At 65.0% G+C, this 26,000-nt stretch carries 21 protein-coding genes; 13 read left to right on the plus strand and 8 right to left on the minus strand.

What is annotated here, in order from left to right; translation table 11 throughout:
* Positions 1 to 206: 206 nt before the first annotated feature.
* The 3 genes from AC1RR3_RS19635 to AC1RR3_RS19645 all read left to right on the plus strand — a co-directional run bounded on the left by AC1RR3_RS19635 (position 207) and on the right by AC1RR3_RS19645 (position 3,294).
* On the plus strand, positions 207 to 1,967 hold the full coding sequence (locus AC1RR3_RS19635; RefSeq protein ID WP_492824755.1) for an ATP-binding protein: 1,761 nt from the start codon (positions 207 to 209) through the stop codon (positions 1,965 to 1,967).
* Between the two features lie 243 nt (positions 1,968 to 2,210).
* Entirely contained in the window at positions 2,211 to 2,792 is a 582-nt protein-coding gene (locus AC1RR3_RS19640) for a peroxidase-related enzyme (protein WP_492824756.1), read from the plus strand.
* Positions 2,793 to 2,802: 10 nt separating this feature from the next.
* Positions 2,803 to 3,294, plus strand: coding sequence for an MgtC/SapB family protein (locus tag AC1RR3_RS19645; protein ID WP_492824757.1), 492 nt, complete (start codon positions 2,803 to 2,805; stop codon positions 3,292 to 3,294).
* Here the strand turns inward: AC1RR3_RS19645 and AC1RR3_RS19650 are convergent.
* The 4 genes from AC1RR3_RS19650 to AC1RR3_RS19665 form a co-directional block, all read right to left on the minus strand.
* Entirely contained in the window at positions 3,291 to 5,843 is a 2,553-nt protein-coding gene (locus AC1RR3_RS19650) for an HAD-IC family P-type ATPase (RefSeq protein WP_492824758.1), read from the minus strand. The two genes, AC1RR3_RS19645 and AC1RR3_RS19650, sit on opposite strands and share 4 nt — an antisense overlap.
* Positions 5,840 to 6,007 (minus strand): hypothetical protein, encoded by a 168-nt coding sequence (locus tag AC1RR3_RS19655; protein ID WP_008137419.1) that lies wholly within the window; start codon positions 6,005 to 6,007, stop codon positions 5,840 to 5,842. Before AC1RR3_RS19655 ends, AC1RR3_RS19650 begins: the two co-directional genes overlap by 4 nt.
* 191 nt (positions 6,008 to 6,198) lie before the next feature.
* A complete protein-coding gene (locus AC1RR3_RS19660; RefSeq protein WP_492824759.1) occupies positions 6,199 to 6,429 on the minus strand; it encodes a DUF6894 family protein in 231 nt (76 codons plus the stop codon).
* Between the two features lie 14 nt (positions 6,430 to 6,443).
* Entirely contained in the window at positions 6,444 to 7,175 is a 732-nt protein-coding gene (locus tag AC1RR3_RS19665) for a Crp/Fnr family transcriptional regulator (protein ID WP_492824760.1), read from the minus strand.
* A gap of 142 nt (positions 7,176 to 7,317) precedes the next feature.
* Here AC1RR3_RS19665 and AC1RR3_RS19670 point away from each other — a divergent pair, with 142 nt between their 5' ends.
* On the plus strand, positions 7,318 to 7,521 hold the full coding sequence (locus AC1RR3_RS19670) for a hypothetical protein (RefSeq protein WP_492824761.1): 204 nt from the start codon (positions 7,318 to 7,320) through the stop codon (positions 7,519 to 7,521).
* Between the two features lie 35 nt (positions 7,522 to 7,556).
* Here the strand turns inward: AC1RR3_RS19670 and AC1RR3_RS19675 are convergent, their stop codons facing one another.
* Complete coding sequence (locus AC1RR3_RS19675) at positions 7,557 to 7,700, minus strand: hypothetical protein (RefSeq protein WP_492824762.1); 144 nt, start codon at positions 7,698 to 7,700, stop codon at positions 7,557 to 7,559.
* 273 nt (positions 7,701 to 7,973) lie between these two features.
* Here AC1RR3_RS19675 and AC1RR3_RS19680 point away from each other — a divergent pair, with 273 nt between their 5' ends.
* A complete protein-coding gene (locus AC1RR3_RS19680; protein WP_492824763.1) occupies positions 7,974 to 8,129 on the plus strand; it encodes a hypothetical protein in 156 nt (51 codons plus the stop codon).
* A gap of 67 nt (positions 8,130 to 8,196) precedes the next feature.
* On the opposite strand, the gene AC1RR3_RS19685 is transcribed toward AC1RR3_RS19680, so the two are convergent.
* Both AC1RR3_RS19685 and AC1RR3_RS19690 read right to left on the minus strand, forming a co-directional pair.
* Positions 8,197 to 8,865 carry a hypothetical protein gene (locus tag AC1RR3_RS19685; protein ID WP_492824764.1) on the minus strand — a complete coding sequence of 223 codons (669 nt, stop codon included), beginning with the start codon at positions 8,863 to 8,865 and terminating at the stop codon, positions 8,197 to 8,199.
* Positions 8,866 to 8,890: 25 nt separating this feature from the next.
* Positions 8,891 to 9,517: a ParB-like protein gene (locus tag AC1RR3_RS19690; protein ID WP_492824765.1), complete on the minus strand. Its 627-nt coding sequence runs from the start codon at positions 9,515 to 9,517 to the stop codon at positions 8,891 to 8,893.
* 327 nt (positions 9,518 to 9,844) lie between these two features.
* Here AC1RR3_RS19690 and AC1RR3_RS19695 point away from each other — a divergent pair, with 327 nt between their 5' ends.
* The 6 genes from AC1RR3_RS19695 to AC1RR3_RS19720 all read left to right on the plus strand — a co-directional run bounded on the left by AC1RR3_RS19695 (position 9,845) and on the right by AC1RR3_RS19720 (position 14,638).
* Entirely contained in the window at positions 9,845 to 10,186 is a 342-nt protein-coding gene (locus AC1RR3_RS19695; RefSeq protein WP_492824766.1) for a hypothetical protein, read from the plus strand.
* A 211-nt stretch (positions 10,187 to 10,397) separates the two neighbouring features.
* On the plus strand, positions 10,398 to 10,685 hold the full coding sequence (locus tag AC1RR3_RS19700) for an acyl carrier protein (RefSeq protein ID WP_492824767.1): 288 nt from the start codon (positions 10,398 to 10,400) through the stop codon (positions 10,683 to 10,685).
* 10 nt (positions 10,686 to 10,695) lie between these two features.
* Entirely contained in the window at positions 10,696 to 11,166 is a 471-nt protein-coding gene (locus tag AC1RR3_RS19705; RefSeq protein WP_492824768.1) for a 3-hydroxyacyl-ACP dehydratase FabZ family protein, read from the plus strand.
* On the plus strand, positions 11,163 to 12,368 hold the full coding sequence (locus tag AC1RR3_RS19710) for a beta-ketoacyl-ACP synthase (protein WP_492824769.1): 1,206 nt from the start codon (positions 11,163 to 11,165) through the stop codon (positions 12,366 to 12,368). Before AC1RR3_RS19705 ends, AC1RR3_RS19710 begins: the two co-directional genes overlap by 4 nt.
* A 51-nt stretch (positions 12,369 to 12,419) precedes the next feature.
* Positions 12,420 to 13,697 carry a beta-ketoacyl-ACP synthase gene (locus AC1RR3_RS19715; protein WP_492824770.1) on the plus strand — a complete coding sequence of 426 codons (1,278 nt, stop codon included), beginning with the start codon at positions 12,420 to 12,422 and terminating at the stop codon, positions 13,695 to 13,697.
* Between the two features lie 8 nt (positions 13,698 to 13,705).
* Positions 13,706 to 14,638: a lipid A biosynthesis lauroyl acyltransferase gene (locus tag AC1RR3_RS19720; RefSeq protein ID WP_492824771.1), complete on the plus strand. Its 933-nt coding sequence runs from the start codon at positions 13,706 to 13,708 to the stop codon at positions 14,636 to 14,638.
* Between the two features lie 3 nt (positions 14,639 to 14,641).
* On the opposite strand, the gene AC1RR3_RS19725 is transcribed toward AC1RR3_RS19720, so the two are convergent.
* Entirely contained in the window at positions 14,642 to 16,378 is a 1,737-nt protein-coding gene (locus AC1RR3_RS19725; RefSeq protein ID WP_492824772.1) for a tetratricopeptide repeat protein, read from the minus strand.
* 143 nt (positions 16,379 to 16,521) lie between these two features.
* Here AC1RR3_RS19725 and AC1RR3_RS19730 point away from each other — a divergent pair, with 143 nt between their 5' ends.
* Both AC1RR3_RS19730 and AC1RR3_RS19735 read left to right on the plus strand, forming a co-directional pair.
* Complete coding sequence (locus tag AC1RR3_RS19730; protein ID WP_492824773.1) at positions 16,522 to 21,114, plus strand: autotransporter domain-containing protein; 4,593 nt, start codon at positions 16,522 to 16,524, stop codon at positions 21,112 to 21,114.
* A gap of 19 nt (positions 21,115 to 21,133) precedes the next feature.
* On the plus strand, positions 21,134 to 25,888 hold the full coding sequence (locus AC1RR3_RS19735; protein WP_492824774.1) for an autotransporter domain-containing protein: 4,755 nt from the start codon (positions 21,134 to 21,136) through the stop codon (positions 25,886 to 25,888).
* Positions 25,889 to 26,000 lie beyond the last annotated feature (112 nt).

Consider the following 26,000-nt stretch of genomic DNA (forward strand, 5'->3'; position numbering starts at 1 on the left):
AGTGCCCGAATGGTAAAATCTTCCTTAAGCTCTTTTGAACTCACCGGCCTAGAAAAGCAGCATTTTCCGCTCGTTTCCGCCCATAAGTATGCATCGGGAACAAATCTATTGGCCGAATTGTCGCGGATTTAACGAAGCGCGCGCGCCTGCCGTTTAACCGTTTGTGCAGCGAGAGCCGCGCATAGTCGGGGTTAAACTCCTCGCTCATGCCAGGTTCATCCATCGTGACATCCTTTGGACGCGTGATTTCGGTTCGCGGGTCGCTTGCCCGGGTCGGGCTTCTGGCGGAAAGCCAGATGCCGGTCTCGGAGGTGCGGGCGACCGTCGGCCGCTTCGTCAGCATCCGCTGCGCCAGCTCGGTCATTGTCGCCATGATCACCGAGGTCTCCTGCGAAAACCTGTCGAGCGCCGACAAATACATCGCCATCGCCTCGGTCGACCTGCTCGGCGAGATCCTCAACGCCGCCGGCAAGGCCAAATTCCAGCGCGGCGTCACCAATTATCCGACCATCGGCGATTCCGTCGACCTGATCACCAGCCAGGAGCTGCGCACGATCTACGCGCCGACCGGATCGGACCAGATCAACGTCGGCTTCCTCCAGCAGGACAGCTCCGTCATCGCCTATGTCGACGTCGAGGAAATGCTGTCCAAGCATTTTGCCGTGCTGGGATCGACCGGCGTCGGCAAGTCGACCGGCGTGTCGCTCCTGCTCAACGAGATCCTGAAGGCGCGGCCGAATCTGCGCATCTTCCTGCTCGACGTGCACAACGAATATGGCCGCTGCTTCGGCGACCGCGCGCTGGTGCTGAACCCTCGGAACCTGAAGCTGCCGTTCTGGCTGTTCAATTTCGAGGAAATCGTCGACGTGCTGTTCGGCGGCCGCGCCGGCGTGCCGGAGGAGCTCGACATCCTCGCCGAGGTGATCCCGCTCGCCAAGGGCGTCTACACCCAGTACCAGAACGCCGACCGCATCGGCCTCAAGCGCATCGATCCCAAGCAGGTCGGCTACACCGTCGACACGCCCGTGCCGTACCGCCTGGTCGACCTGATGTCGCTGATCGACGAGCGCATGGGCAAGCTGGAAAACCGCTCCTCGCGCATCATCTACCACAAGCTGATCTCGCGCATCGAAGCGGTGCGCAACGATCCGCGCTACGCCTTCATGTTCGACAACGCCAATGTCGGCGGCGACACCATGGCCGAGGTCATCAGCCACCTGTTCCGCCTACCCGCCAACGGCAAGCCGATGACGGTGATGCAGCTCGCCGGCTTCCCTGCTGAAGTGATCGATTCCGTCGTCTCGGTGCTCTGCCGCATGGCGTTCGACTTCGGCCTGTGGAGCGACGGCGTCTCACCGCTGCTGTTCGTCTGCGAGGAAGCGCACCGTTATGCCTCCGCCGACCGCAATGTCGGCTTCGGGCCGACCCGCAAGGCGGTGTCCCGCATCGCCAAGGAAGGCCGCAAATACGGCGTCTATCTCGGCCTCATCACCCAGCGCCCCGCCGAGCTCGACGCCACCATCATCTCCCAGTGCAACACGCTGTTCACGATGCGTCTTGCCAACGACCGCGACCAGGCGCTGCTGCGCGCCGCGGTGTCGGATGCGGCCGCGAACCTGCTCTCCTTCGTGCCCTCGCTCGGCACCCGCGAAGTGCTGGCCTTCGGCGAAGGCGTCGCGCTGCCGACGCGCCTGCGCTTCAAGGAGGTGCCGCCGCACCAATTGCCGCGCGGCGAAGCCACCATCAGCAGCGTGCCGTCAGTCACCGCCGGTCACGACATGCACTTTGTCAGCGCCGTGCTCGAGCGCTGGCGCGGCGCGACCTCAAATCGCGACTCTGCACCGAACGATCCGGTCTTCCAGACGCCACCCGCAAAGACGCTCAGCACCGCCGAAGCCCCGATGCTGCAGCCCTCGATGGGGCTGGACCCGGATCGCTTCTCGCTGCTGAAGAAGCCGCTGCGGTAAGGCCGCGCTCCATCCACTTCGTCATTGCGAGCGCAGCGAAGCAATCCAGAATCGCTCCGCGGAAAGACTCTGGATTGCTTCGCTGCGCTCGCAATGACGGAGCAAGGTGAACGAGCGCCATTCCCCAATTCGCACCCAAACCGCAGATGCGCCTTCGCACCGCGCCAACCAGTGCCCCGCGGCGCGTTGAGCCTGCCGCCCGCATCGACTATGGTTGCCGGCCCCAAGCCGGAATCCATGGCCATGACAAAACCCGCCGCGACACGCTTCCCCGCTCCCGCCCTCGACACGCTGCCCGACGACATCCGCACGCGGCTTCTCGCCGTTCAGGAAAAGAGCGGCTTCGTGCCGAACGTCTTCCTGACGCTGGCCTATCGTCCTGACGAGTTCCGCGCCTTCTTCGCCTATCACGACGCGCTGATGGAGAAGGACGGCGGCCTCACCAAGGCCGAGCGCGAGATGATCGTGGTGGCGACCTCGGCGGCCAACCAGTGCCAGTATTGCGTGATCGCCCACGGCGCTATCCTGCGCATCCGCGCCAAGAACCCGCCAATCGCCGACCAGGTCGCGGTGAACTACCGCAAGGCCGACATCACGCCGCGGCAGAAGGCGATGCTCGATTTCGCGATGAAGGTCTCGGCGGATGCGCAGCGCGTCTCCGAGGAGGATTTCGCCGCGCTCGGCCCCCACGGCTTCAGCGACGACGACATCTGGGACATTGCCGCGATCTCTGCCTTCTTCGCGCTGTCGAACCGGCTGGCGAATTTCACCGGCATGCGGCCGAACGACGAGTTCTACCTGATGGGACGGCTGCCGAAGAAGTGACGAACACGCAATGACCGAGCTGGACTGGCCCGAAATCCTGCTGCGCCTCGGCGTCGCGACGCTGGCCGGCGGCGCCATCGGACTGAACCGCGACCTGCATGGCAAGCCGATCGGGCTGAAGACGCTCGGCATCGTCGGCCTCTCCACCGCGACCGTCGTGTTGCTGGCCGTGCAGTTCGCCGAAGCCGGCAAGATCACCGATGCGGCGAGCCGTGTCATCCAGGGCATCCTCACCGGCATCGGCTTTCTCGGTGCCGGCGTCATCGTCCACGAGAGCGATAGGTTTCGCGTCCGCGGACTGACCAGCGCCGCCTGCACCTTCCTCGCCGCCTGCCTCGGCATCGCCTGTGGCGTCGGCCAATGGAAGATCGTCGCAATCGCGCTGACGCTCGCCTTCGTGCTGCTCACGGTCGGCCGTCGCATCGAACGCCGGCTGCACCGAATGCTCGGCGGCAAGGAGGATCAGCCACCCCCGAAGACGGGCGCCCCGGATGGGAGCTAGAACCGAAGCCGCCGCGCCCACAGCGGCTTCAGCAATTCGAGCACCGTCAGCAGCAGCAGTCCCACGCCGAGCGTGATCATCAAATCGTCTGCGTGCAGCGGACCGAAGCGAAACAGGCTGGAGGCCGGCGGCCAGAGCAGCGTCGTGGCGAGAACGATGGCGACCGCTGCGAAGATCCAGACCAGTGCTGGATTTGGCCGGAAGAATGCGGACGCGAACGACGCGCTGAAAGACCGGTTGACCAGCACGAGAGCGACGATGCAGACGACGAGCGTCACGAAGGTGAGCGTCCTCGCCTCGTCGGCTGCAAGGCCGGAGCGAAGCGCGCCGACGAATATGACGGCCGTCAGGGCAAATGCGAGCGCGCCCTGAAGCACGCTCCAGCCAACCAGTGCCCACGAGAACAGCTCGGCATCGGCTCGCCTCGGCGGGCGCGTCATCGCATCGCGCTCGTCCCGCTCCGCCTCGAACACCAGCGAGCATACGGGGTCGATGATCAATTCCAGAAACGCGATGTGCACCGGACCGAAAATCAGCGGCAGCCCGAACACCAGAGGCAACAAGGCCAGCCCGGCGATCGGGACATGAACGGCGAAGATGAAGGCCATCGCCTTGCGCAGATTGTCGTAGATGCGGCGCCCGAGGCGAATGGCCGACACGATCGAACCGAAATCGTCGTCGAGCAGGACGATCGACGACGCCTCTCGCGCGACATCGGTCCCACGCCCTCCCATCGCGATGCCGATATGGGCGGCCTTGAGCGAGGGCGCATCGTTGACGCCGTCCCCCGTCATCGCCACGATCTCGCCGTTGAGCTTCATCGCCTGGACGATGCGCAGCTTCTGTTCCGGCAGGACCCGGGCGAACAGGTTCACGTGCTTGACGCGTTCCGCGAGTTCCGGATCGTCCGCCAGCTTGACCTGATCGCCGATCATGACGTCCCGGACGTCGAGCCCGGCCTGGTTCGCGATGGCAACAGCCGTTGCCGGATAGTCGCCCGTGATCATGACGACGCGGATTCCCGCCGCGCGGCATTCGCGAACGGCTTCGACGACATGAGGCCGCAGCGGGTCGGCAAGCCCGACCAGCCCGACAAGGCGAAACGCGAAAGCCTGCTGCGACGCCGGGAGTGAAGCGTCATCGCAGGAGGCGACCGCCATCCCCAGCACGCGAAGCCCGTCCTTCGCCATCGCTCCGACGGCAGCTTGCATCGACTCCTGGTCGGCAGCGTTCAATCTGCACAGTCGCGCAATCGCCTCGGGCGCACCCTTGGCGCATGCGATGAGGCCCTCTCGGCCGGCTGTCCGCCAGACCTGCGTCATGGCCAGCAATTCGGGGCGCAGACCGTAGGTACGCACCAGCGTCCGGCCGCCATCCCGCGCGTCGCCGTCCCGCAAGGCGTCGTACGCGAACAGGTGCAGAGCCTTCTCCATCGGATCGAACGGTTCCGGGGAGCTCGCCAAGGCGCCACAGCGCGCAAGCTCGGCAAATTCGGGCCTCGCATCGTCGTGTCCAGCCGGCGCCGGACGCATGCGCATCCCATCGGGCAGCCGCAGCTCCGCGACGGACATCTGGTTCTGCGTCAGTGTTCCGGTCTTGTCGGTGCACAGGACGGTCGCGGAGCCGAGCACCTCGATGGCTGCGGCGCGCCGCGTCAGGACGCGGGCTTGCGAAATCCGCCATGCGCCCATCGCCATGAAGACCGTGAGCACGACGCCGAACTCCTCCGGCAGCATCGCCATGCCGATGGCGATGCCCGCGAGCAACGCTTGCAGCCAATCCCCGCGCAAGACGCCGTAGAGCGCGACGGCGGCGAGGCTGACCACGGCGCCGCCGAGGAAACAGAGCCGCACCAGTCTTGCGGTCTGCTGCTGAAGCCGGGGCGGCTCGGCCTGCAAGCCGCGCAGCGACAGCCCGATCTTCCCGATCTCGCTGCGCGGGCCGGTGGCCTCGACCAGTGCGAGCCCCTCGCCGCGCACGACGAGCGAGCCGGAATACACGAAGGGCTGATCCTCGCCGCCGGGCCGGTGATCGGCTGACGCGGCCTTGTCGACAACCTGCTTGCGAACGGGCACCGACTCGCCGGTCAGCAGCGACTCGTCGATTTGCAGATCGCGCGCGTCCACCAGCGCGGCGTCGGCCGGAATCCGGTCGCCTTCGCCAAGGACAAGGAGATCGCCGCGGACGACCTCGCGGCCCGGGATTCGCCGACGCGCACCGTCCCGCACCACGAGTGCACGCGGGCTGCTCAGGTCGCGCAAGGCTTCCAGCACGCGCTCGGTTCGGGTCTCCTGCACCACCGTGATCACGATGGACATCGCACCGAATGCCAGCAGGATCAGCGCTTCCCTGAGATCGCCGAGCACGAGGTAGACCAGCCCGCCGCAGAGCAGCAGCATGAGCATGGGCTCGCGCAGCACTTCCATGACGATGCGCAGGGGGCTGCGTCGTTCGGGCCGAGGCAATTCGTTGGCGCCGTCCTCTTCCAGCCGCGCCCGAGCCTCGGCCTCGCTCAGCCCGGCAGGTCTTGCGCCCTCCGTGCCGCTCACGTCTTCCGCCGCAGGCTCCAGAGACTCCCCGCGAGCAGGACGCCGGTCACCAGCAGCATGGCGACGAAGGTCTGGATGATGGTGAAGTTCAGGGCATCACGCGCAACGAACAGCGCGGTGATGGCCCCGGCGAGGATAAAGAGGACGCGAAGGATCAAGCTCATCGTCAGTCTCCGGGTTGGCATGACCGGAGCCCCCTCGCCCCCTGCCATCGGGCGCAATGCCGGTTCACCCATCATGTACGGATGACCGTAGCGGCCCACGCCGGCCTCGATTTGCGGCATATCAAAGGGCCTGCGTGCCAGGAGGCCGCAGAATTCAGATCGAGCTGGATGTTGTGTGTCGCCTCGTCCGCCTAGGCCGATTCGACCGCGAGCGTGATCGATATCGTCATGCAGGGAGTGCCTCCCTCGCGGATTTCGACGACGACCTGATGCGCGCTGCCGGCGACGAAGGCGTCACGGGCGATGGACGCGCCGGTAAGCACCGCTTCCTTGCGCGCGCCTTCCACATTCACGAAATCCTGCCCGTGCTCGTCCGGGATGAAGCGGCCGTTCTCGTGGATATCGAAATGGAATCGCGGCATCTGCGGCTCAAAGCTCAAAGTGTTGGCGACTGGTGCAAATAACGGTCGTCGAAATCGGCCAGTTCCAGAAATTTGCGTTCATCGAGCACCGTGACGCGACCGCGATGGAACTCGACGATCCCCTCCTGACGCAATTGCTTGATGACGCGATTGGCGTGGACCGCGGTGATCCCGAGGGCTTCGCCGATCTGCTCCTGTGTCAGCGGCATCTCGAAATGGTCGCCGTCGACGCGTCCGATGATTCTGAGACGCTCGCGCAATTCGATCATGACATGGGCGAGCCGCGAGGGTGCGGGACGCTGGCCGACATTGACAATCCACTCGCGAAACATCGCAGCATCTATCAGCGTGTCGCGCCAGAACATCTCTGCGATATTCGGGGCGCGCCGATGCAGCTTCTGCAGCGTCTCGTGGCTGATGAAGCCCAGCGTCGAAGGCGTCAAGGTCGACAACTCATGGTCCATCACGTGCAGGAACAGGCTCATCAGGTCCGGAATTTCGCCTGGAATGTGAATGGAGAGGATCTGCCGCTTGCCGCTCGCAATCGTCTTGGAGCGCACGCAGAAGCCATCCGCGATCAGACAGCAATCGGTCGCACGCTCGCCATCACGTACCACGGGCATTTCGGCGGGGAACTGCCGCACCGAGATCGGAAGGGCGTCGATCTCCTTGATGTCGTCTTCCGAGATGTTGGAGGTCATGCGCAGGCGCCTGACAAGCGCCGCGCGGATCGCATCGCCGGTCACCCAATGACTCCCGATTGCTCATGGAACTCGTGACGCCGCAGCGCCCGCAATGGAAACCCGCAATGCGCTTGCCCGGTTCCAACAAAAGTTAAGGACGTCGGTCGCGTCCGCATGGTTGGTTTCGTGCCGGAAAGGCCAAGCCATGACCAAGAAACGCAACCGTACGCGCCCCGCCCTGTCGCTTCAGGAGCGCCTGAACAAGTTCACGCAGGACGCCCGCGCCGCCGCCAGGAAGCTGCCGGCCGGCGCCGAGCGCCACACGCTGCTGCAGAAGGCCCGCGACGGCGAGGCCGCCGCCGAGATCGAACGCCTGCTGTCGTCGTCCGGCCAGCAGAACACAAAGTGATCCGCGTCGCCCTGCGGCTGTGGAGCGCTATGCCGTTACCGCTTCGCCATCAACTCGAGTGCCGGGGCAAAGCGCTCGGAAAACGTCAACGCCTTGGCGTGGTGAACAGCGGCAAACGACGCCGAGATTCCCGCTGAGGCGACCGCGAGCAAGGCAACTACAAAAACCAGACGGCGCATTTTGGCCTCCTGTGTGAGCTCGACTGCCTCATAGAGATGGGGTGGCTCTGTTTCAGGACGGTGTCGTGCGAACAGAAAATGACTTCGCTCAAGAGGCTGTGATGAGCTCCTGTCGCGGAGGCGCAGACGCATTACACTAATAATAGTCGCCGCCGTCTTGCAGCGGGTGCGAAACGTACCGGGAATTTTACGCACGCACTCGCGATCCTGAATCGCAGGACTGCCGCAACAGGCAACATTTGCTGGAGTGCAAGGTCTCTAGGGATCACTCAGATGAAGATCGTCATTCAGAAGCTCAATGGTCTATGGCACCTCATCGTCGGGTCGAGCCAGATCCGAACGCCGTTCCTCGCAACCCAGGAGCGCGCGCTGGTCGTGACTTACGCCCGTCGCGTCTATCCCGGCGCCAAGATCTTCCAGCGCGACTGATGTGAACGGTTGCGCCCAATCGTCATTCGCTGGCCCATAGCGACCCGTCATTCGGGCGCTGCGTTCGCTAGAAGCAGGGAGTACGTTTGGTCGCCGCCAGCCGCACGATCTTTCCCTCGGAATCGACCGACCAATTGACCGATATGCGGGTGCCCCCGCAAAACAAACTGACCTTCTCGTACTTGTGGGTCATTTCCCGCGCGCCGGCGGGGCACGAAGCGTAGCTCGTCCATCCCTCGCGCGTGTCCGGCAATCTGCACAGCGGGTGCGGCTGCACGACCTCAGTGAACCCATCCTTCGACAGCGAAGCCTTCAAGACCGCCTCGTCCGTCCCTTCCGGAAATTGCGCATTCAGGGCCGCGGTTATGGCTTGATCACGGTCCATCAATGGCGAAGCAAGCGGCTCTGCAAGGATCCTCGGCGGCGCCCAGTTGTGCGTGAGCGACAGATTCAGCGCATATCCGGTCATTGCGAAGAACAGCGAATAGAGAATGACCGTGCGGCCCCACAGACCCGCATCTCGCGTCAGGCGCCATCCGCGACACGCGACCGCAAACGAAACGATCAGCAGCACGATCGCAATCGGCACGGAGTAAGAGTAACTGGCCAGCAGCCGCACCAGCACGGCGATCAGCACACATCCGGCCAGAGCCAGAACATTCAGCCGAACAAGGGCAATGAGCGGCGGAACGGCCGCCATCATCGTGAAGATGAAAACACCCTGATGAGGCCACATCTAACTGGCCGTGCTTCCGGCTGCCCTAATCGTCGTCCGCCGGCCCGCACCAGCCGGGCAGATAGACCGCATCCTTGCCCTTGGCCGCGGCCAGAGCCTTCTCCAGAGCCTTGTCGAAATTGGCATCCACCGCTTTGCGCGACAGTTTTCGGCGCAGAAAGTCGGCCCACAGGAATTCGGAGAACGGCGTGGTGTCCTTGGCAAAGCCCCCCATGCGGCGAAGCTCGCCGGCAAGGCTCCGGAACGGATCGTCCTTGAGATCGACGACCGATTTCGGCAGGTCGCGGAACGGCCGCCGTTCGCCCTTGGAATCGTAGGGGTAGACCCAGCGCTTGTTGTCCATCACGCCCCAGAAGGCCTCGCGCTCGACCATCCTGAGGTCGCCGACCACGGTCACCAGCACCTCCTTGACGCCCTCGTCGTGCAGCGCGCGGCCGAGATGATGATGATCGATCACGTAGTAGCGCTGGTCCGGTCCGTAGACGACGGGGATCATGTGCTTGCCGAGCAGGTCGGCCTGCTTCCTTCTGTCGTGCTCACGCCAGCGCTTGCGCTTCTCCTTGACCTCACGCATGCCGACCGTCATCTGCGTCGGCCGAAGCGAAAGGATCGGCACGGGATGTACTCTCGGCTCGCGCGCGTTGGTGGTCATGCTCAAAGGGCCCCTCGGGTGGTTGCAATTGTGGTCCGGGTTCCCGGGATTATGCCATGAGCCCCACGGTGGTAAAATGCGTTCGGCGCGACGTGGAGATCACAACACCGATGCTCACGCGAGACCTCACACCAGCTCCATGTCCGTGTTGCAACGCAACCCGTCTCATTCCTGACGCCGGGCTGACGGACGTTGCCGAAATCGTTCGCAGCGCCCCATGAAAGATAGTGCGAAAGCGCAATGCACGTGCGCGTTGAGAAGATTTCCTGCAAGGCTTTCACGACGTATGCTATTTAAAAATTGCTGCTTCGGAGTGATCCTCGCCCCATGAAAACCCAGCGGCCCATAAGCTCGGATGACGAGCACCGGGTGCTCCAGTTCAGGCCGCGCACCTCGCCCTCCCCGGTGATCCACCGGGGCAGCGGTACCGTGCAGCCACTGCGTGTCGCGCCCGAGCCGCTCGACCTGTCGCGCTACGAGCAGCCTCGCACCGAGCCGGACGATTTCCGCCATCGCATGCTCGCCAACATCGCGGCGCTGGCCTTCACCATCGCGCTGACCGCGGTCGGAATCTGGCTTGCGGTCAGCATCGCCGATCTCAGGCGGACGCAGGATTGCGTGCTGATGGGCCGCCGCGACTGCATGAAGATCGTGACGCCGCAGATCTAGGGCCGCCCGACCGGCCGAATGGGTTGAGGCGGGCATCCCCAGCCCCGCCGTCTGGCCCGTCCGGCTCCATTGAACTCAGGGCGGCGCTCCGATATACGGGCTCTCGACCCGGCCAGAGGGGGGTTTGAGGGCGTCATCGGGGCGCGATGCCCACCCACCGTTCCACTCTGGACAATCCGACAAATACCCGCAATATATCAAAGGCTTAGTGATGTCTTCCACATTCGATCAGGTCGCCACGATCATCGCTGAAACCTGCGACATCCCGCGCGACACGATCACGCCGGATAGCCACAGCATCGATGACCTTGGCATCGACAGCCTCGATTTCCTCGATATCGCGTTCGCGATCGACAAGCAGTTCGGCATCAAGCTCCCGCTGGAAAAGTGGACCCAGGAGGTCAACGACGGCAAGGCGACCACGGAACAGTATTTCGTACTGAAGAATCTGTGCGCCCGCATCGACGAACTGGTTGCCGCCAAGGGCGCGAGCGCCTGATCGGGCGATCATGCAACTCGAATATTTCCACATGATCGATCGCATCGTCGACCTCAAGGTCGACGAGAAGGCGATCGTCGTCGAGGCCCTGGTCCCGACCGAGAGCACCGTCTTCGAGGGGCACTTCCCGGGCTATCCGCTGATGCCCGGCGTGCTGCTGATCGAATCGATGGCGCAGGCCTCGGGCTTCCTCCTGCTCGGCGTCCTGAAGTTCGAGCGGATGCCAATTCTCGCCGCGGTGAAAGAAGCCAAGGTGCGCGGCTCGGTGTTTCCGGGCGACCTGATGACCCTCGAGGCCAGCGTGGCTCATGAGGGCTCGGGCTACGCCATGACCGAAGCCAAGGTCCGGGTCGGCGGCAAGCTGCGCGCGAATTCGATGCTCACCTTCACGCTGATCCCCTTCCCCAATTCGGATATGCGCGGATACATGGACGCGGTCGCAAAACGCGTCGGCTTTCCGCAACAGGCCGTATCGCCATGACCGACACTGCTTCGAAGCCCGGCCAGACGGAAGTCTGGATCACCGGCATTGGACTTGCGACCTCGCTCGGCGAGGGCCTCGACGCCAACTGGGCCGCGCTCCAGGAGAAGCGCATCAATGTCGATGAGAAGGGCTTTGCGCCCTTCATCGTGCATCCGCTGATGCCAGTGAGCTTCGACAGCCAGATCCCGAAGAAGGGCGACCAGCGCCAGATGGAAGCCTGGCAGCGCATCGGCGTCTATGCCGCGGGCCTGGCGCTCGACTCCGCCGGGATCAAGGGCAACAAGGATATCCTGGCCAAGATCGACATGGTGGTCGCTGCCGGCGGCGGTGAGCGCGATCTCAACGTCGACACCGGCGTGCTCACTGCCGAAGCCAAGGGCGCCAACGCGCCGGGCTTCCTCAACGAGCGGCTGATGAGCGATCTGCGGCCGACGCTGTTTTTGGCGCAGCTCTCCAATCTGCTCGCCGGCAACATCGCCATCGTCAACGGTCTGGGCGGCACCTCGCGCACCTTCATGGGTGAAGAGGTTGCCGGTGCCGATGCCGCGCGCATCGCGCTGTCGCGCATCGCCTCGGGCGAGAGCGACATCGCGCTGGTCGGCGGCTCGCATAATGGCGAGCGCAAGGACCTGATGGTCCTCTACGAATTCGGTGACTTCAACCTGAAGAACGAGTTCGCACCCGTCTGGGCGCGCAAGGACCACGCCGGCTTCGCGCTCGGCTCGGCCGGCGCCTTCCTGGTGCTGGAGTCGAAGGCCCACGCGGAAGCACGCGGCGCAAAGCCTTACGCAAAGCTGTCGAGCGTGGTGACGGATCTGGCCCGACGCAAGCAGTCCGGCGACATGGAAGCGACGCTGGAGAAGCTCTGGGCGAAACTGCCCAAGCGCGAGGGCAAGGGCGCGATCATCTCGGGCGCAACCGGTGCGGAGCCCGCGACGAGCGAGGAGCGCGGCTTCCTGAAGGGCCATGCCGATATCCCGGTGCGCGCGACCGGCACGATGTTCGGCCACACCATGGAAACGCAATTTCCGCTCGGCCTTGCGCTGGCCGCGCTCTCGATCTCGCGCGGCGCGCTGTTCCCGCCGAACGATTCCACGGGGACCGAGATTGAAATGCAGGGGGCGCCCACCCAGATTGTGGTTGTGGGGGCCGGACACTGGCGCGGCGAAGGCATGGCGCTGGTCGAGGCGGTCGGCTGAAGCGTGTCGCGCTTTGGCCGGATGATGCTCTAGCTTGATCGGGGAATCGACATGACTGCACCACGCGACAAACTCGGGCGTCCCGTCGTCGTCGTCACCGGCATGGGCATCATGACCTCGCTCGGCAACGGCAAGGCCGACAATTGGGCAAAACTCGTCGCCGGCGAATCCGGCATTCGCACCATCACGCGCTTTCCGGTCGACGGCCTGAGGACGACGATGGCCGGTACGGTTGATTTCGTCAGCGTCGATCCGTTCTCCTCCACCGGCCTGTCCGAGCGGATGGCCGAATTGGTGACGCAGGAAGCGCTTGAGCAGGCCGGCATCGGCGCCAAGGCCGATTTTCCGGGTCCGCTTTTCCTTGCGGTTGCGCCGGTCGAAGTCGAATGGCCGCAGCGCCGCGAGCTCGGCCGCGCCGTCGGCTCGCCCGACTTTACCTATGACGATCTGCTGCGCATCTCCGGCGGCGGCAAGTACAGCGCCTATCACCACCGCTTCATGTTCGGCTCGGTCGCCGCCTATCTTGCCGAAACATTCGGCACCAAGGGCTCACCGATCTCGCTGTCGACGGCCTGCGCCTCGGGCGCAACCTCGATCCAGCTCGGCGTCGAAGCGATCCGCCGCGGCGAGACCGATGCTGCGCTGTGCGTTGCGACCGACGGCACCGTGAATCCGGAAGCGCTGGTGCGCTTCTCGCTGCTCTCGGCGCTGTCGACCCAGAACGATCCGCCGCAGGCGGCCTCCCGCCCCTTCTCCAAGAACCGCGACGGCTTTGTCATGGCCGAAGGCGCCGGCGCGCTGGTGCTGGAAAGCTACGAGGCTGCTGTCGCGCGTGGCGCAAAAATTCTCGGCGTGATCGCCGGTTGCGGCGAGCTCACCGATTCCTTCCATCGCACCCGTTCCTCGCCCGACGGCAAGCCGATCATCGGCTGCATGAACAAGACGCTGGCCGATGCCGGCATGACGCCGGACCAGATCGACCACATCAACGCCCACGGCACCGCGACGCCCGAGAACGACAAGATGGAGTACAACACGACATCGGCCGTGTTCGGCGATCTCATCTCGAAGATTCCGGTGACGTCCAACAAGTCGATGGTCGGCCACACCATCTCGGCCGCAGGCGCGGTCGAGGCGATCTTCTCGCTGCTGACGCTGGAGCATCAGCGCATCCCGCCGACCATCAATTACGACAATCCGGATCCCACGATCCTGTTCGACGTCGTCGGCAACAAGGCGCGCGATGCCCGCGTCACCGCTGTCATGTCGAACTCGTTCGGCTTCGGCGGCCAGAACGCCTCGCTGATCCTGACCCGCGAACCGGCCTGACCGGCCGCATGGCGCTGATTTCTCTCGGCACGAAGATCCGCGCACGCAATGCAGCCAAGTCGATCGGCGGCGGCCTGATCGGCGCCGCCACCGTCGGCATGCTGCGCACCACGCGCTATTTCGATCCGGTCAAGACCTCGGACTTTTTCGCGCGCGTCGTGAAGACCATCGGCCCGCGCCTGCGCGAGCACCGCATCGGCCGCGCCAATCTCACCGCGGCATTTCCCGAGAAGTCGCCGGAAGAGATCGAACAAATCCTGATGGGTGTGTGGGACAATCTCGGCCGCGTCGGCGCCGAGTTCGCCCATATGGACCATGTCTGGGATTACGACCGCGCCCATCCCGAGAACAGCCGGATCGAATTGCCCAAGCGCAGCATCGAGCTGTTCGACCACATCCGCGACGACGGCAAGCCCGCGCTGATCTTCGCCTCGCATCTGGCCAATTGGGAATTGCCGGCGCTCGCCGCCGTCGCGCACGGGCTCGATGCGGCGATCCTCTACCGCCGCCCGAACATCGCCTCCGCCGACCGCATCATCCAGGAGATGCGCCAGGTCAACATGGGCACGCTGATCCCGGCGGGCCGCGATGCGCCACTGCGCCTCGCGCAGGCACTGAAGGATGGCAAGCACGTCGCCATGCTGGTCGACCAGTATCTGACCGGCGGCGTCGAGGTCACCTTCTTCGGCCGCAAGACCCGCGCCAATCCGATGCTGGCCCGCCTGCTCCGCCAGGTCGAATGCCCGATCCACGGCGTCCGCATCATCCGCCTGCCCGGCTTCCGCTTCCGCGCCGAGCTGACGGAAGAGGTCAAGCCGGTGCGCGACGCCGACGGCAAGATCGACATCCAGGGCACGACGCAGGCGGTCACCAATGTGGTCGAAGGCTGGGTGCGCGAGCATCCGGAGCAGTGGCTGTGGCTGCATAGAAGGTGGCGGTAGGGCTTACCGCTCCGGCAATCCCGCATCGACCTCGGCCTGAACGACGCGCTCCCAGGCAGCGATACAAATCGGGCTTGCGTTCTTCATCGGCGGCCAGACGGTGACCCGCGTCGTGCCGGGCCGCAGTCTCAATCCTTCGGCGATCGCCGCTTTCGCTTCCTCGAACCGGCCTGTTCTCTGGTAGGCGGCGGCGAGCAGAAAGTGCGAGCGGCCGGTCCCCGGCGTGATCGCGATCGAGCGCTGCAGCCACGGCAGCGCCTCCTCGTAACGTTCCATCAGCACATAGGTCATGCCAGCACCCAGCAGCCAGGTCCAGCGCGAGGCTGGCGGCGTGTCGTAACGGTCGGCTTGCTGGAATGTCGCGAGCGCATCCTCGAAGCGGCCGAGATAGATCTGCCCGAGGCCGATCAGATAGAGCGCCGACCCGTTCCACGGATCGAAGTTGAGCGCCTTGGCGCAGGTGACGAGACTTTCGACGAAATGGTTGGTCGCGCTGAGAAAGCGGCAAGTGGCCTCGAGCACCGCAATCGAATTCGGCTTCGAGCGCAGCGCCTGCTCCAGCGTCGCGTTGGCCCTCGCCTCGACCGCAGCGGCCTCCTCCGGGCTGAACCAGACCATCTGGATGCCGCGCATCTGCAACGAGGCAAGCGCAACCGCGATGTCGAGATTCTCAGGATCGTCGCTGAGCGCCTTCTGCAGCATGGCTTGTGCCGCACCAAAACGCTCGCGCGTGGTCTGGTTGATCGAGGCGAGCGCCTGCTCGACCGCCACCCTGTCGCCGCCGGCCGACGATGTGCGGCGCGCGGAGGACGACGTGCTCGGCTCCAGGATTTCGTTCAGGCGACGCGCCAGCACATGGCCGACGCCCGCGGCGAGCCGGGCCTGCGCAAGCTGCACGTCCAATTCGTCAGCACCGATCGACAGCGCTGCCACCGATTGAACCTCGCCGGTGCCCGCCTTGATGATCCGCGCCCGCAACGTCCAGGATTGATCGGCGAGCTGCAGCTCGCCGCGCAGTTCGTAGTCCGCTGACACCGCCGGCGCGGCGGCGCTCTCACCGCCCGCGACCGCCGTCAATCGCGGCGCCACCACGCTGATGTTCTGGATCTTCGCAAAACCGTCCGTGAGGCGGCCGGTGACTTCCGCCGCCATCGCCGCGCCGCGCGGATCGTTGCTGGCATCAACGATCGTCATCACGGCGATGCGCGGCGGCGTTCGCCTGAACAGGAACTCAGGCTTGAGCACCGGCGCCGCCACGGCGAGCCCGACAACGATCACACCGAGCCCGGCGACCGCGGCGGCCATGGCCTGCCGGCTCACACCGAATATGGTGCGCCGCGGCCTCGCGGGTGCCGCGGCGCCTTCGGCCGGCGGCTCGGTCGCGACCTCGCCGGTCGGAGCCTGCCGGAACGCCTCGGCCTGCGCGGTCACCTCCGGCGCAGCCACGACCTCCGCCGCCAGCAGATAGCCGCCGCCCGAAGCGAGCTTGATCAGCTGCCGCCGCTCGTCGCCGAGCGCGGTGCGAAGCTCGCGAATACACTGAAACAGGCTGTCCTCGCCGACATGCACGTTCGGCCAGACCGCCTCCATCAGCTCCTGCTTGCTCAGCACCCGGCCGCCGCTGGTCGCAAATAACCGCAGCATCTCGAAGGTCTTGGGCCGGAGCTTGATTGGAGTCCCATCGGCCCCACGCAGCTCCGCGCGTTGCGGATCCAGCTCGAAGCCGGCGAAACGAAGCAAGCTATCCCCCAAGGCAACTCTCAAGGCGGCTCATATAACGGAAGTCGGGCGAAAATGCCCGGAAATCGGGCCTGAAATGGAAATATCAGAAACTTTCAGAAACTAGCCAACCCCTTATCAGGACACCACTCCGGCCCAGTGCGATGAATCCCCTTGAGGACTCGGACGGCGTGCTGGGGGAAGTGGTGAGGACGGGGAAAGATTGTTTCAAGGCGACCCGCCGGCTGCGGGCCGCACTGCTGACGTCGTCGGCGCTGGCCCTGGCCTGGGCGCTCCCGGCCGCGCCGTCGCGCGCCGCGTCGAATGGCACCTGGCTCACCTCTCCCGGCAGCAACAACTATGGCACCGCCTCCAATTGGGACGGCGGCTTCGTGCCTGTCGGCACGGCCTCCTTCGGCACCTCTGCGACCACCAGCCTCGTGATTTCGAGCGCCAGCGTCGGCGGCTGGACCTTCGATGCGGGCGCCTCGAATTACGTTTTTGACGTCAGCGGCCAGTTGAACTTCACGGGCGCCGGCATCACCGTCAACGGCGGCAGCGTCACGATCAACTACAACAATAGGTTTACGCAGTCCTCTTTCACCGGTTCAAGCACCGCCGGCAATGCCACCCTCAACGTCAACAGTTCCGACCTTGCGTTCTACGGCAACAGCACGGCCGGCAATGCCGCCATCAACAACGACAGTCAAATCGAGTTTTTCACGACGGGCCCCGTCACGGCGGGCTCGATCGCGGGCAGCGGCGTATTCGACCTTGGCGGCAACCAACTGACGGTCGGCTCCAACGATCTGTCGACCATCGTGACCGGCAATATCGTCAGTGGTTCGCTGGTCAAGGTCGGCACCGGCACGCTGACGCTCGTATCAAGCCACGCCCTGGTCGGCGACCTCACGATCAACGGCGGCACGGTCCAGATCGGCGCGCCCGGTACGCCCTCCGCGGCCACCCAATCCATCCAGGGAGCCGTCACTGTCGGCGCTGGCGCCACCTTCAGCATCTTCTACGCTGACCTCATCGGCGTCACCAGCCTCTCCAACAGCGGGACCACGACGTTTAACTACGGCAACGCCAGCTCCGCCAATATCTCGAACAGCGGCACCCTCTCCTTCAGCTACGGCAGCACCGCCGCGAGCGCGACGATCACCAACACAGGAGCCGGCACCGTCGACTTCTATGCCGACAGCACGGCCGGAAACGCCACCATCACCACCGATCCCGCCAGCGGCAGCCGCGTGACCGTCAGCTTCAACGACACGAGCACCGCCGGAAACGCGACCATCACCAACAACAACACCCTGGCCTTCAACAATTCGAGCACGGCGGGAAGCGCTGGCATCACCAACAACGGCAACGTCAAATTCAACGACACCAGCACGGCCGGCAGCGCGACCATCGCCAATAACGGCGGCTTGATATATTTCTACGGCACGAGCACGGCCGGCAGCGCCACCATCACCAACAACACCTACGGGCAACTCATCTTCGGCGACACGAGCACGGCCGCAAACGCCACCATCACCAGCGGTTACTACACCTTCGTAGGCTTCTACAATTCGAGCACGGCCGGCAGCGCCGCCATTACCGTCAACAACGCCGGCAGACTAAGTTTCTACGACACCAGTACGGCTAGCAGCGCGACTATCACGAACAACAGCGCCGGCTCCACTTATTTTTACGGCACCAGTACTGCTGGCAGCGCCACGATCAACAACAGCAACGGCGGTTCCATCACGTTTTACAACGCCAGCACCGCTGGCAACGCGACGATCAACAACGACGGCGGCTCAGTCGATTTCAGCCAAACCAGCACGGCGGCAAGCGCCGGCATCACCAACAACGGCACATTGAACTTCAGTGCTTCGAGCACGGCGGCAAGCGCAACCATCACCAACAATTTTTCAGCGAATTTCGTCGGCACCAGCACGGCAGGCAGCGCCACCATCACCAACACCTATAGTCTATTCTTCAACGGCTGGAGCACGGCCGGCAACGCGATCATCACCAACAATGGCGGCGGTCCATTTCACAGTTCCATCGGAACGACCTATTTTCGGGGCAACTCGACCGCGGGCAATGCGCAGCTGATCAACAACGACCCGGGCGCCGTCTTCGATTTTTCCGACAGCACCGGCCCGAACGGCGACAACAAGCTCAGCGCCGGCTCGATCGCCGGCAACGGCACCTTCTCACTCGGCGCCAACGAGCTCACGGTCGGCGGCAACAATCTGTCGACCACCGTGAGCGGCGTGATCGGCGATGGCGGCTACTTCGGCGGGACCGGCGGTTCGCTGGTCAAGACCGGCACCGGCACGCTGACGCTGTCGGGCGCCAACACCTATACCGGCGGCACCACCTTCGCCGGCGGGACGGTCAGCGTCTCCTCGGACGCCAATCTCGGCGACCTCGCGGGCAGCCTGACCTTCAACGGCGGCACCTTGCAGATATCAGGCACGGCATTCAACACCACCGCACGCACGGTCACTCTGGGTGCCGGCGGCGGCACATTCGACATTGCGGACGCTGCCAACAATTTCGTCATCACCCAGAGTGTCAGCGGCAGCACGCTGACCAAGTCCGGCGCCGGCACGCTGACCTTGACCGGCGCGGCAGGTTTTTCCGGCGCGACGGTGTCCGCCGGCACCCTGGCGTTCCTCAATAGCACGGCCGGTAGCGCCGTTATCACCAACAACGCGCAGTTGACGTTCTACGGCAACTCCACTGCCGGCAGCGCGATCATCAACAACAGCGGCAATGTGCTGTTCGACGGCAACTCCACGGCCGGCAACGCGCAGCTCGTCAACGTCACCTCCGGCGCGGTCATCGACTTCCACACCCCCGGCCCGGCCAGCGACGGCAAGATCAGCACCGGCTCGATCGCCGGCAGCGGCCGCTTCAACCTCAACGGCGCGGAGCTGACGGTCGGCGGCAACAATTTGTCGACCACCGTCACCGGCGTGCTCACCGGCGACGGAAGCATGACCGGAACATCGCTGGTCAAGGTCGGCACCGGCACACTGACGCTTTCGGGCATCAACACCTACACCGGCGCCACGATCGTGGACGGCGGCACGCTGGCGGTGAACGGCTCGATCCTGGCATCGAGCGGCGTCACCGTGAACGCGGGCGGCACGCTCGGTGGCACCGGCATCGTCGGCAACACGACGATTGCGAGCGGCGGCACGCTTGCGCCGGGCAATTCCGTGGGCACTCTCACCGTCAGCGGCAGCCTCGCCTTCAGTGCCGGCAGCTTCTACAGGGTCGAGGTCTCCGTGACCGCCGCCGACCGGACCAATGTCACGGGAACCGCGACGCTCACCGGCGCGACCGTTCAGGCGGTCGCGATCCCCGGCAGCTTCCGCAGCCAGACCTACACCATTCTCAACGCGACCGGCGGCCTTGGCGGAACGCAGTTCGCCGGGCTGAGCGTCAGCGGCAGCTTCAGCCCCACTCGCAATCCGCACCTCACCTACGATACCAACAACGTCTATCTCGTGCTCGATCCCGGCACGATCGTGTTGCCGGCCGGCACAGGCGCCAACCAGAGCAACGTCGCCGGTGCCATCAACGGAGCTGTCGCGGGCGGCGCGACGCCGCCAGCCGGCTTCGATGCGCTGCTCAACATGGGCCAGCCGCAGCTCAACGGCGCGCTCGGCCAGGTCTCCGGCCAGCCCGGCGCGGCGGGCACACAAGCCTCGTTCAACGCCATGCAGCAATTCGTCGGCATGCTCGATCCGCTCGGTGGCGGCGGCTCGGACGGCGAGCGCGGCGGCACGGCCGGCGACAGCGGGACGCTGGGCTACGCGTCCACCGGCCCGCGCGACGCCAAGATGCGCGAAGCTTACGCCGCAGTCACGCCACGCGAAGCCAGCGGCGACGTCGTCGACCGTCGCTGGGGCGTCTGGGCCTCCGGCTATGGCGGCGCCAGCACATTGAACGGCAACACTGCGGCCGGCTCGAGCACCACCACCAGCCGCATCTATGGCACTGTCGTCGGTGCCGACTATCGCGTCTCGCCGAACACGCTGGTCGGATTTGCGCTCGGCGGCGCCGGCTACAATTTTGCGCTCTCAAATAGCCTCGGCGGCGGCCGCGCCGATCTGTTCCAGGCCGGCTTCTATGGCCGCCACACATTCGGGCCGGCGTATATCTCCGCGGCGCTCGCCTATGGCTGGCAGGACGTCACCACCGATCGCACCGTGACGGTCTCAGGCACCGACAGGCTCACCGCGAACTTTAGGGCGAGCACCTTCTCCGGCCGCCTGGAAGCCGGCTGGCGCTTCGCACCCATCCCCGCCTCCAGCTTCGGCGTCACGCCCTACGCGGCCGCACAAGTCACGACCTTCCACCTGCCCGGCTACGGCGAGACCGCGATCGTCGGCAGCAACCAGTTCGCGCTGTCCTACACATCACAGGACACGACGAATGTCCGCACCGAGCTCGGCGCGCGGACCGACCAGCGCTTCCTCGTCAACGACGGCGTGCTCACGCTGCGCGGCCGCCTCGCCTGGGCGCACGACACCAACACCAACCGACTCGTCAGCGCCGCCTTCCAGACCCTCCCCGGCGCCGCCTTCACCGTCAACGGCGCGCAACCGGCGGCGGACTCCGCGCTGGTCGGTGGCCGCGCCGAGATGAAATGGCGAAGCGGCCTCTCGCTCGCGGGCACAGTCGAAGGCGAATTCTCCCACAGCACGCAGACGTACACGGGCAAGGGCACGGTGCGTTATGAGTGGTGAAGGGGAAAATCGGCTCGCGGTGACCCGCCACCTGAGGGCCGCGCTACTGACGTCGTCGGCGTTGGCCCTGGCCTGGTCGCTGCCGGCCACGCCGGCTCACGCGCAGGATGCCACCTGGCTCGCCTCACCGACGACCAATACTTTCAGCCTCGGCGCCAACTGGGACACCGGCACAGTACCGACCGGAACCGCGTATTTCGGTGCGACGAACACCAACAACCTATGGATCAACAGCGGCTCCGTCACGCCAATTGGCGGCTGGACGTTCACCGCCAGCGCGCCGGCCTATACGTTCGACAACAACTATGGCGCGAATCTTAGGTTCGACGGCGCCGGCATTGTCGTCAATGGCGGCAGCGTTGCCATCAACAACACTCAGGGCCAACTGTCTTTCCGCAACTCCAGCACGGCCGGCAGCGCCGTCATCAACAATGCGTACAGCAGCTTCACGTATTTCTACGACACCAGCTCGGCCGGCAATGCGTCCATCACCAACACTGGCTCTGGACTGGCTTTCTACAACTCCAGCACGGCTGGCAGCGCATCCATCACCCACAATTCAGGCTTCCTGGATTTCTACGATTCCAGCACGGCGGGATCCGCCACCATCACCAGCAACGCCGGCATAATATTTCTTGGCTCGAGCACGGCCGGCAACGCTTCCATCACCGGCTCCGGCGGCACGGACTTCGTTGACCACAGTACCGCCGGCAGCGCCTCCATCACCGTCAACTACTACCTGAATTTCTCCGAAAACAGCACGGCCGGCAGCGCGACCCTCCTCAACAATGCCGGCGGCCTGGTCGATTTCTCGAACACGACGGGGCCTAACGGCGACCATAAGATCAGCGCCGGCTCGATCGCGGGCGCCGGCTCCTACAATCTCGGTGCCAACGAGCTGACCGTCGGCTCCAATAATCTTTCGACCGAAGTGAGCGGCGTCATCGCAGGTACCGGCGGCTCGCTGGTCAAGACCGGCACCGGCACGCTGAAGCTGTCGGGCAGCAACACGTTCACGGGTGGCGTCACGCTCAACGCGGGCACACTAGGGCTCGCCAACAACAATGCGCTCGGCACCGGCGTGCTGACGACATACGGCGGGACCGTTGCCTATGCCGATGGCGTCACCATCGGCAATGCGATCGATCTTCGCGGCAGCACGACGCTCGATGTCGCCGCCGGTAGCGCGACCCAGGCCGGCACCATCGGGCAAACCGGCGGCGCGTTCGGCATCGTCAAGACCGGCACGGGCACGCTAACCCTGTCGGGCAACAACACGTTCACGGGCGGCGTCACTCTCAATGCGGGTACGCTGGGGCTCGCCAACAACAATGCGCTCGGAACCGGCGTGCTGACGACCTACAGCGGGACCGTCGCCTACGCAGACGGCGTCACCATCGGCAATAGGATCGACCTTCGCGGCAGCACGACGCTCGATGTCGCCAGTGGCGGGGCAACCCAGGCCGGCGCCATTGGAGAAACCGGCGGCGCGTCCGGCATCGTCAAGACTGGCGCCGGCACGCTGATCCTGAGCGGCGCCAACACCTACACCGGCGGCACCGCCGTCAACGCCGGCACATTGCAACTCGGCAACGCCGGCGGTGGGGTCGGATCGATTGTGGGAATCGTCAACGTCGCCAGTGGGGCGACATTCGACGTCGTCAACGCCGGCACGAGCGGCATCACCAGCATTGCGAACGGCGGGACCACAAACTTCCGCAACAACAACAGTGCTGGCACTACATCGATCACCAATGCCACCGCCAGCAACCTCTATTTCTTCGATAGCGCGACGGCAGGCAGCGCCACCATCACCAACAATGGCGGGGGCCTGATCTTCAACAATTCGAGCACGGCCGGCAGCGCCAACATCGCCAACAACGACTGGTCCGCCGTCCTCTTCAACGACACCAGTTCGGCTGGCAGCGCCACGATCAGCAATGCAAGCAGGTCATCGCTGAGTTTCATGAACAGCAGCACCGCGGGCAGCGCCACCATCACCAACAACGGCGATATGAGCTTCTCGAATGCGAGCACGGCGGGCAGCGCGACCATCAACAACACCAGCGACTACATGCATGCACAGTACGCCTATCTGAATTTCTACGACTCGAGCACGGCCGGCAGCGCCATCCTCAACAACGCCATTTCCTCCACCATCAACTTCCACGACACCAGCACGGCCGGCAGCGCCACGATCACGAATGCCAGCCCTGGATTTCTGAACTTCCTGAACAGCAGCACGGCCGGCAACGCCACCATCACCAATTCCGGCTCCATCAATTTCTGGAATTCGAGCTCGGCCGGCAGCGCGACCATCGACAATCTGAGCGGGATCGCCTTCTTCGATTCCGCGAGCGCCGGAAGTGCCCACATCACCGGCGGCGTGATCGAGTTCGGCAATACGAGCACCGCCGGCAACGCGACTATCATCAACAATGGTGCGCTCTCCTTCCGGAACAGCAGCACTGCCGGGAGCGCGACGATCGTCAGCAACATATACATGTCGTTCGGATTTTATGAAAGCTCGACCGCCGGCAACGCCACCATCACCAACAATGGCCCGATGTTCTTCCGGAACCAGGCCACGGGGGGCAATGCGACCATTGCCGTCACCAGCACCGGCACTCTCATATTCTTCGACACCAGCACCGCGGGCAATGCGACGATCGTCAACAACGGAGCGACGGGATTCAACGACACGTCTACGGCGGGAAACGCTGTCATTACAAACAATCACACGCTGGATTTCAACACGCAGGCTGCGGCCGGCAATGCAGCCATCACAAATAGCAGCCTTGTGCTGTTCCGGAACTCCGCCAACCCCGGCAACGCGCAGCTGATCAACAGCACCTCCGGCGCCGTCTTCGACCTCTCGTCGACATCAGGCGCGAACGGCGACCACAAGCTCACCGCAGGCTCGCTTGCGGGCAGCGGAACGTTCTCGCTTGGCGGCAACGAGTTGACGGTCGGCAGCAACGATCTGTCCACCACCGTCACCGGCGTGATCGCCGATGGTGGAACTGCCGGCGGCACCGGCGCCTCGCTGGTGAAGGTCGGCACCGGACGCCTGACCTTGTCGGGCGTCAATACCTACACCGGCGCCACCACGGTCAACGGGGGCACGCTGGCGGTGAACGGCGACATCACGGCGTCGAGCGGCGTCACCGTGAACAGCGGCGGCATTCTCGGCGGCACCGGCATCGTCGGCAACACGACAATCGCGAGCGGCGGCGCGCTGGCGCCGGGCAATTCCATCGGCACGCTCACCGTCAGCGGCAATCTGACATTCAGCGCCGGCAGCTTCTACACGGTCGAGGCCTCCCCGACGGCCGCCGACCGAACCAACGTCTCGGGCACGGCGACGCTCACCGGCGCCACCGTGCAGGCGGTCGCGATTCCAGGCCGGTTCCGCAGCCAGACCTTCACCATCCTCACGGCGACCGGCGGCTTCGGAGGGACCGAGTTCTCCGGGTTGAGTGTCAGCGGCGCGTTCACGAGTGCGCGCAACCCGCATCTCACCTACGACCTCAACAACGTTTATCTCGTGCTCGATCCCGGCGTGATCATTCTGCCGTCAGGCAGCAGCGGCAACCAGATCGGTGTCGCCGGCAGCATCAACAAGGCGGTCGAAGGCGGCGTAACGCCGCCGGTGGGCTTTGACGCGCTGCTCAACATGACCGACACGCAGCTCGCCCGGGGCCTCAATCAAATATCCGGCCAGCCAGGTGCAGCCAGCACGCAGGCTGCCTTCAACGCGATGCAGCAGTTCGTGAACACGCTCGATCCGCTCGGCGAGCGCGGCGCGGACACCGGCCAAGGCGGCGCGCTGGGCTATGCCTCGACCGATCAACCTGGTGAGAGAGTTCGCGCAGCTTATGCCGCCGTGACGCCGCGCGACGCCGACGGCGACGTCATCGACCGCCGCTGGGGCGTGTGGGCCTCCGGCTATGGCGGCGGCAGCACGTTGAGCGGCAATGCGGCGGCGGGTTCAAGCTCTGCCACCAGCCGCATCTACGGCACCGTGGTCGGCGCCGACTACCGTGTCTCGCCGGACACGCTGGTCGGTTTTGCGCTCGGCGGCGCGGGCTTCAACTTCTCGGTGGCGGATGCGCTCGGCGGCGGCCGCGCCGACGTCTTCCAGGCCGGCCTCTATGCCCGACACAATTTTGGGCCGACCTACCTCTCGGCTGCGCTGGCCTATGGCTGGCAGGACGTCACCACCGACCGCACCGTGACGGTGTCGGGCACCGACAGGCTGACCGCCAATTTCAAGGCCAGCACCTTTGCCGGCCGGCTCGAAACCGGCTGGCGCATCGCCCCCATCCCCGCCTCCAACTTCGGCGTGACGCCCTACGCGGCCGTGCAGGCCACGACCTTCCACCTGCCCGGCTACGGCGAGACCGCGCTCGTCGGCAGCAACCAGTTCGCGCTCTCCTATAGTTCGCAGGACACGACGAATGTCCGCACCGAGCTCGGCGCGCGCACCGACCAGCGCTTCCTCATCGGCGACGGCGTGCTCACCCTGCGCGGCAGGTTCGCCTGGGCGCACGACACCAACACGAACCGCTTCGTCAACGCCGCCTTCCAGATGCTGCCCGGCGCCGCCTTCACGGTCAACGGCGCGCGGCCTGCCCCGGACTCCGCGCTCGTCGGCGGGCGCGCCGAGATGACATGGAGGAACGGTCTGTCGCTTGCGGGAACGGTCGAGGGCGAGTTCTCGCGGAGCACGCAGACGTACACGGGCAAGGGCACGGTGCGCTATGCATGGTAGATGGTGAAGCGGTTTTCGCCGCACGCCGAGCGCTTCAAGCTTTTTGCGCCGGCAGAGCGATTAGACCCGCGCCCATCACGACTTGAGCCTCGTGACTGCCAACAGCCGCTCA

Source organism: Bradyrhizobium sp. GW821-FHT13H05, from assembly GCF_058804065.1.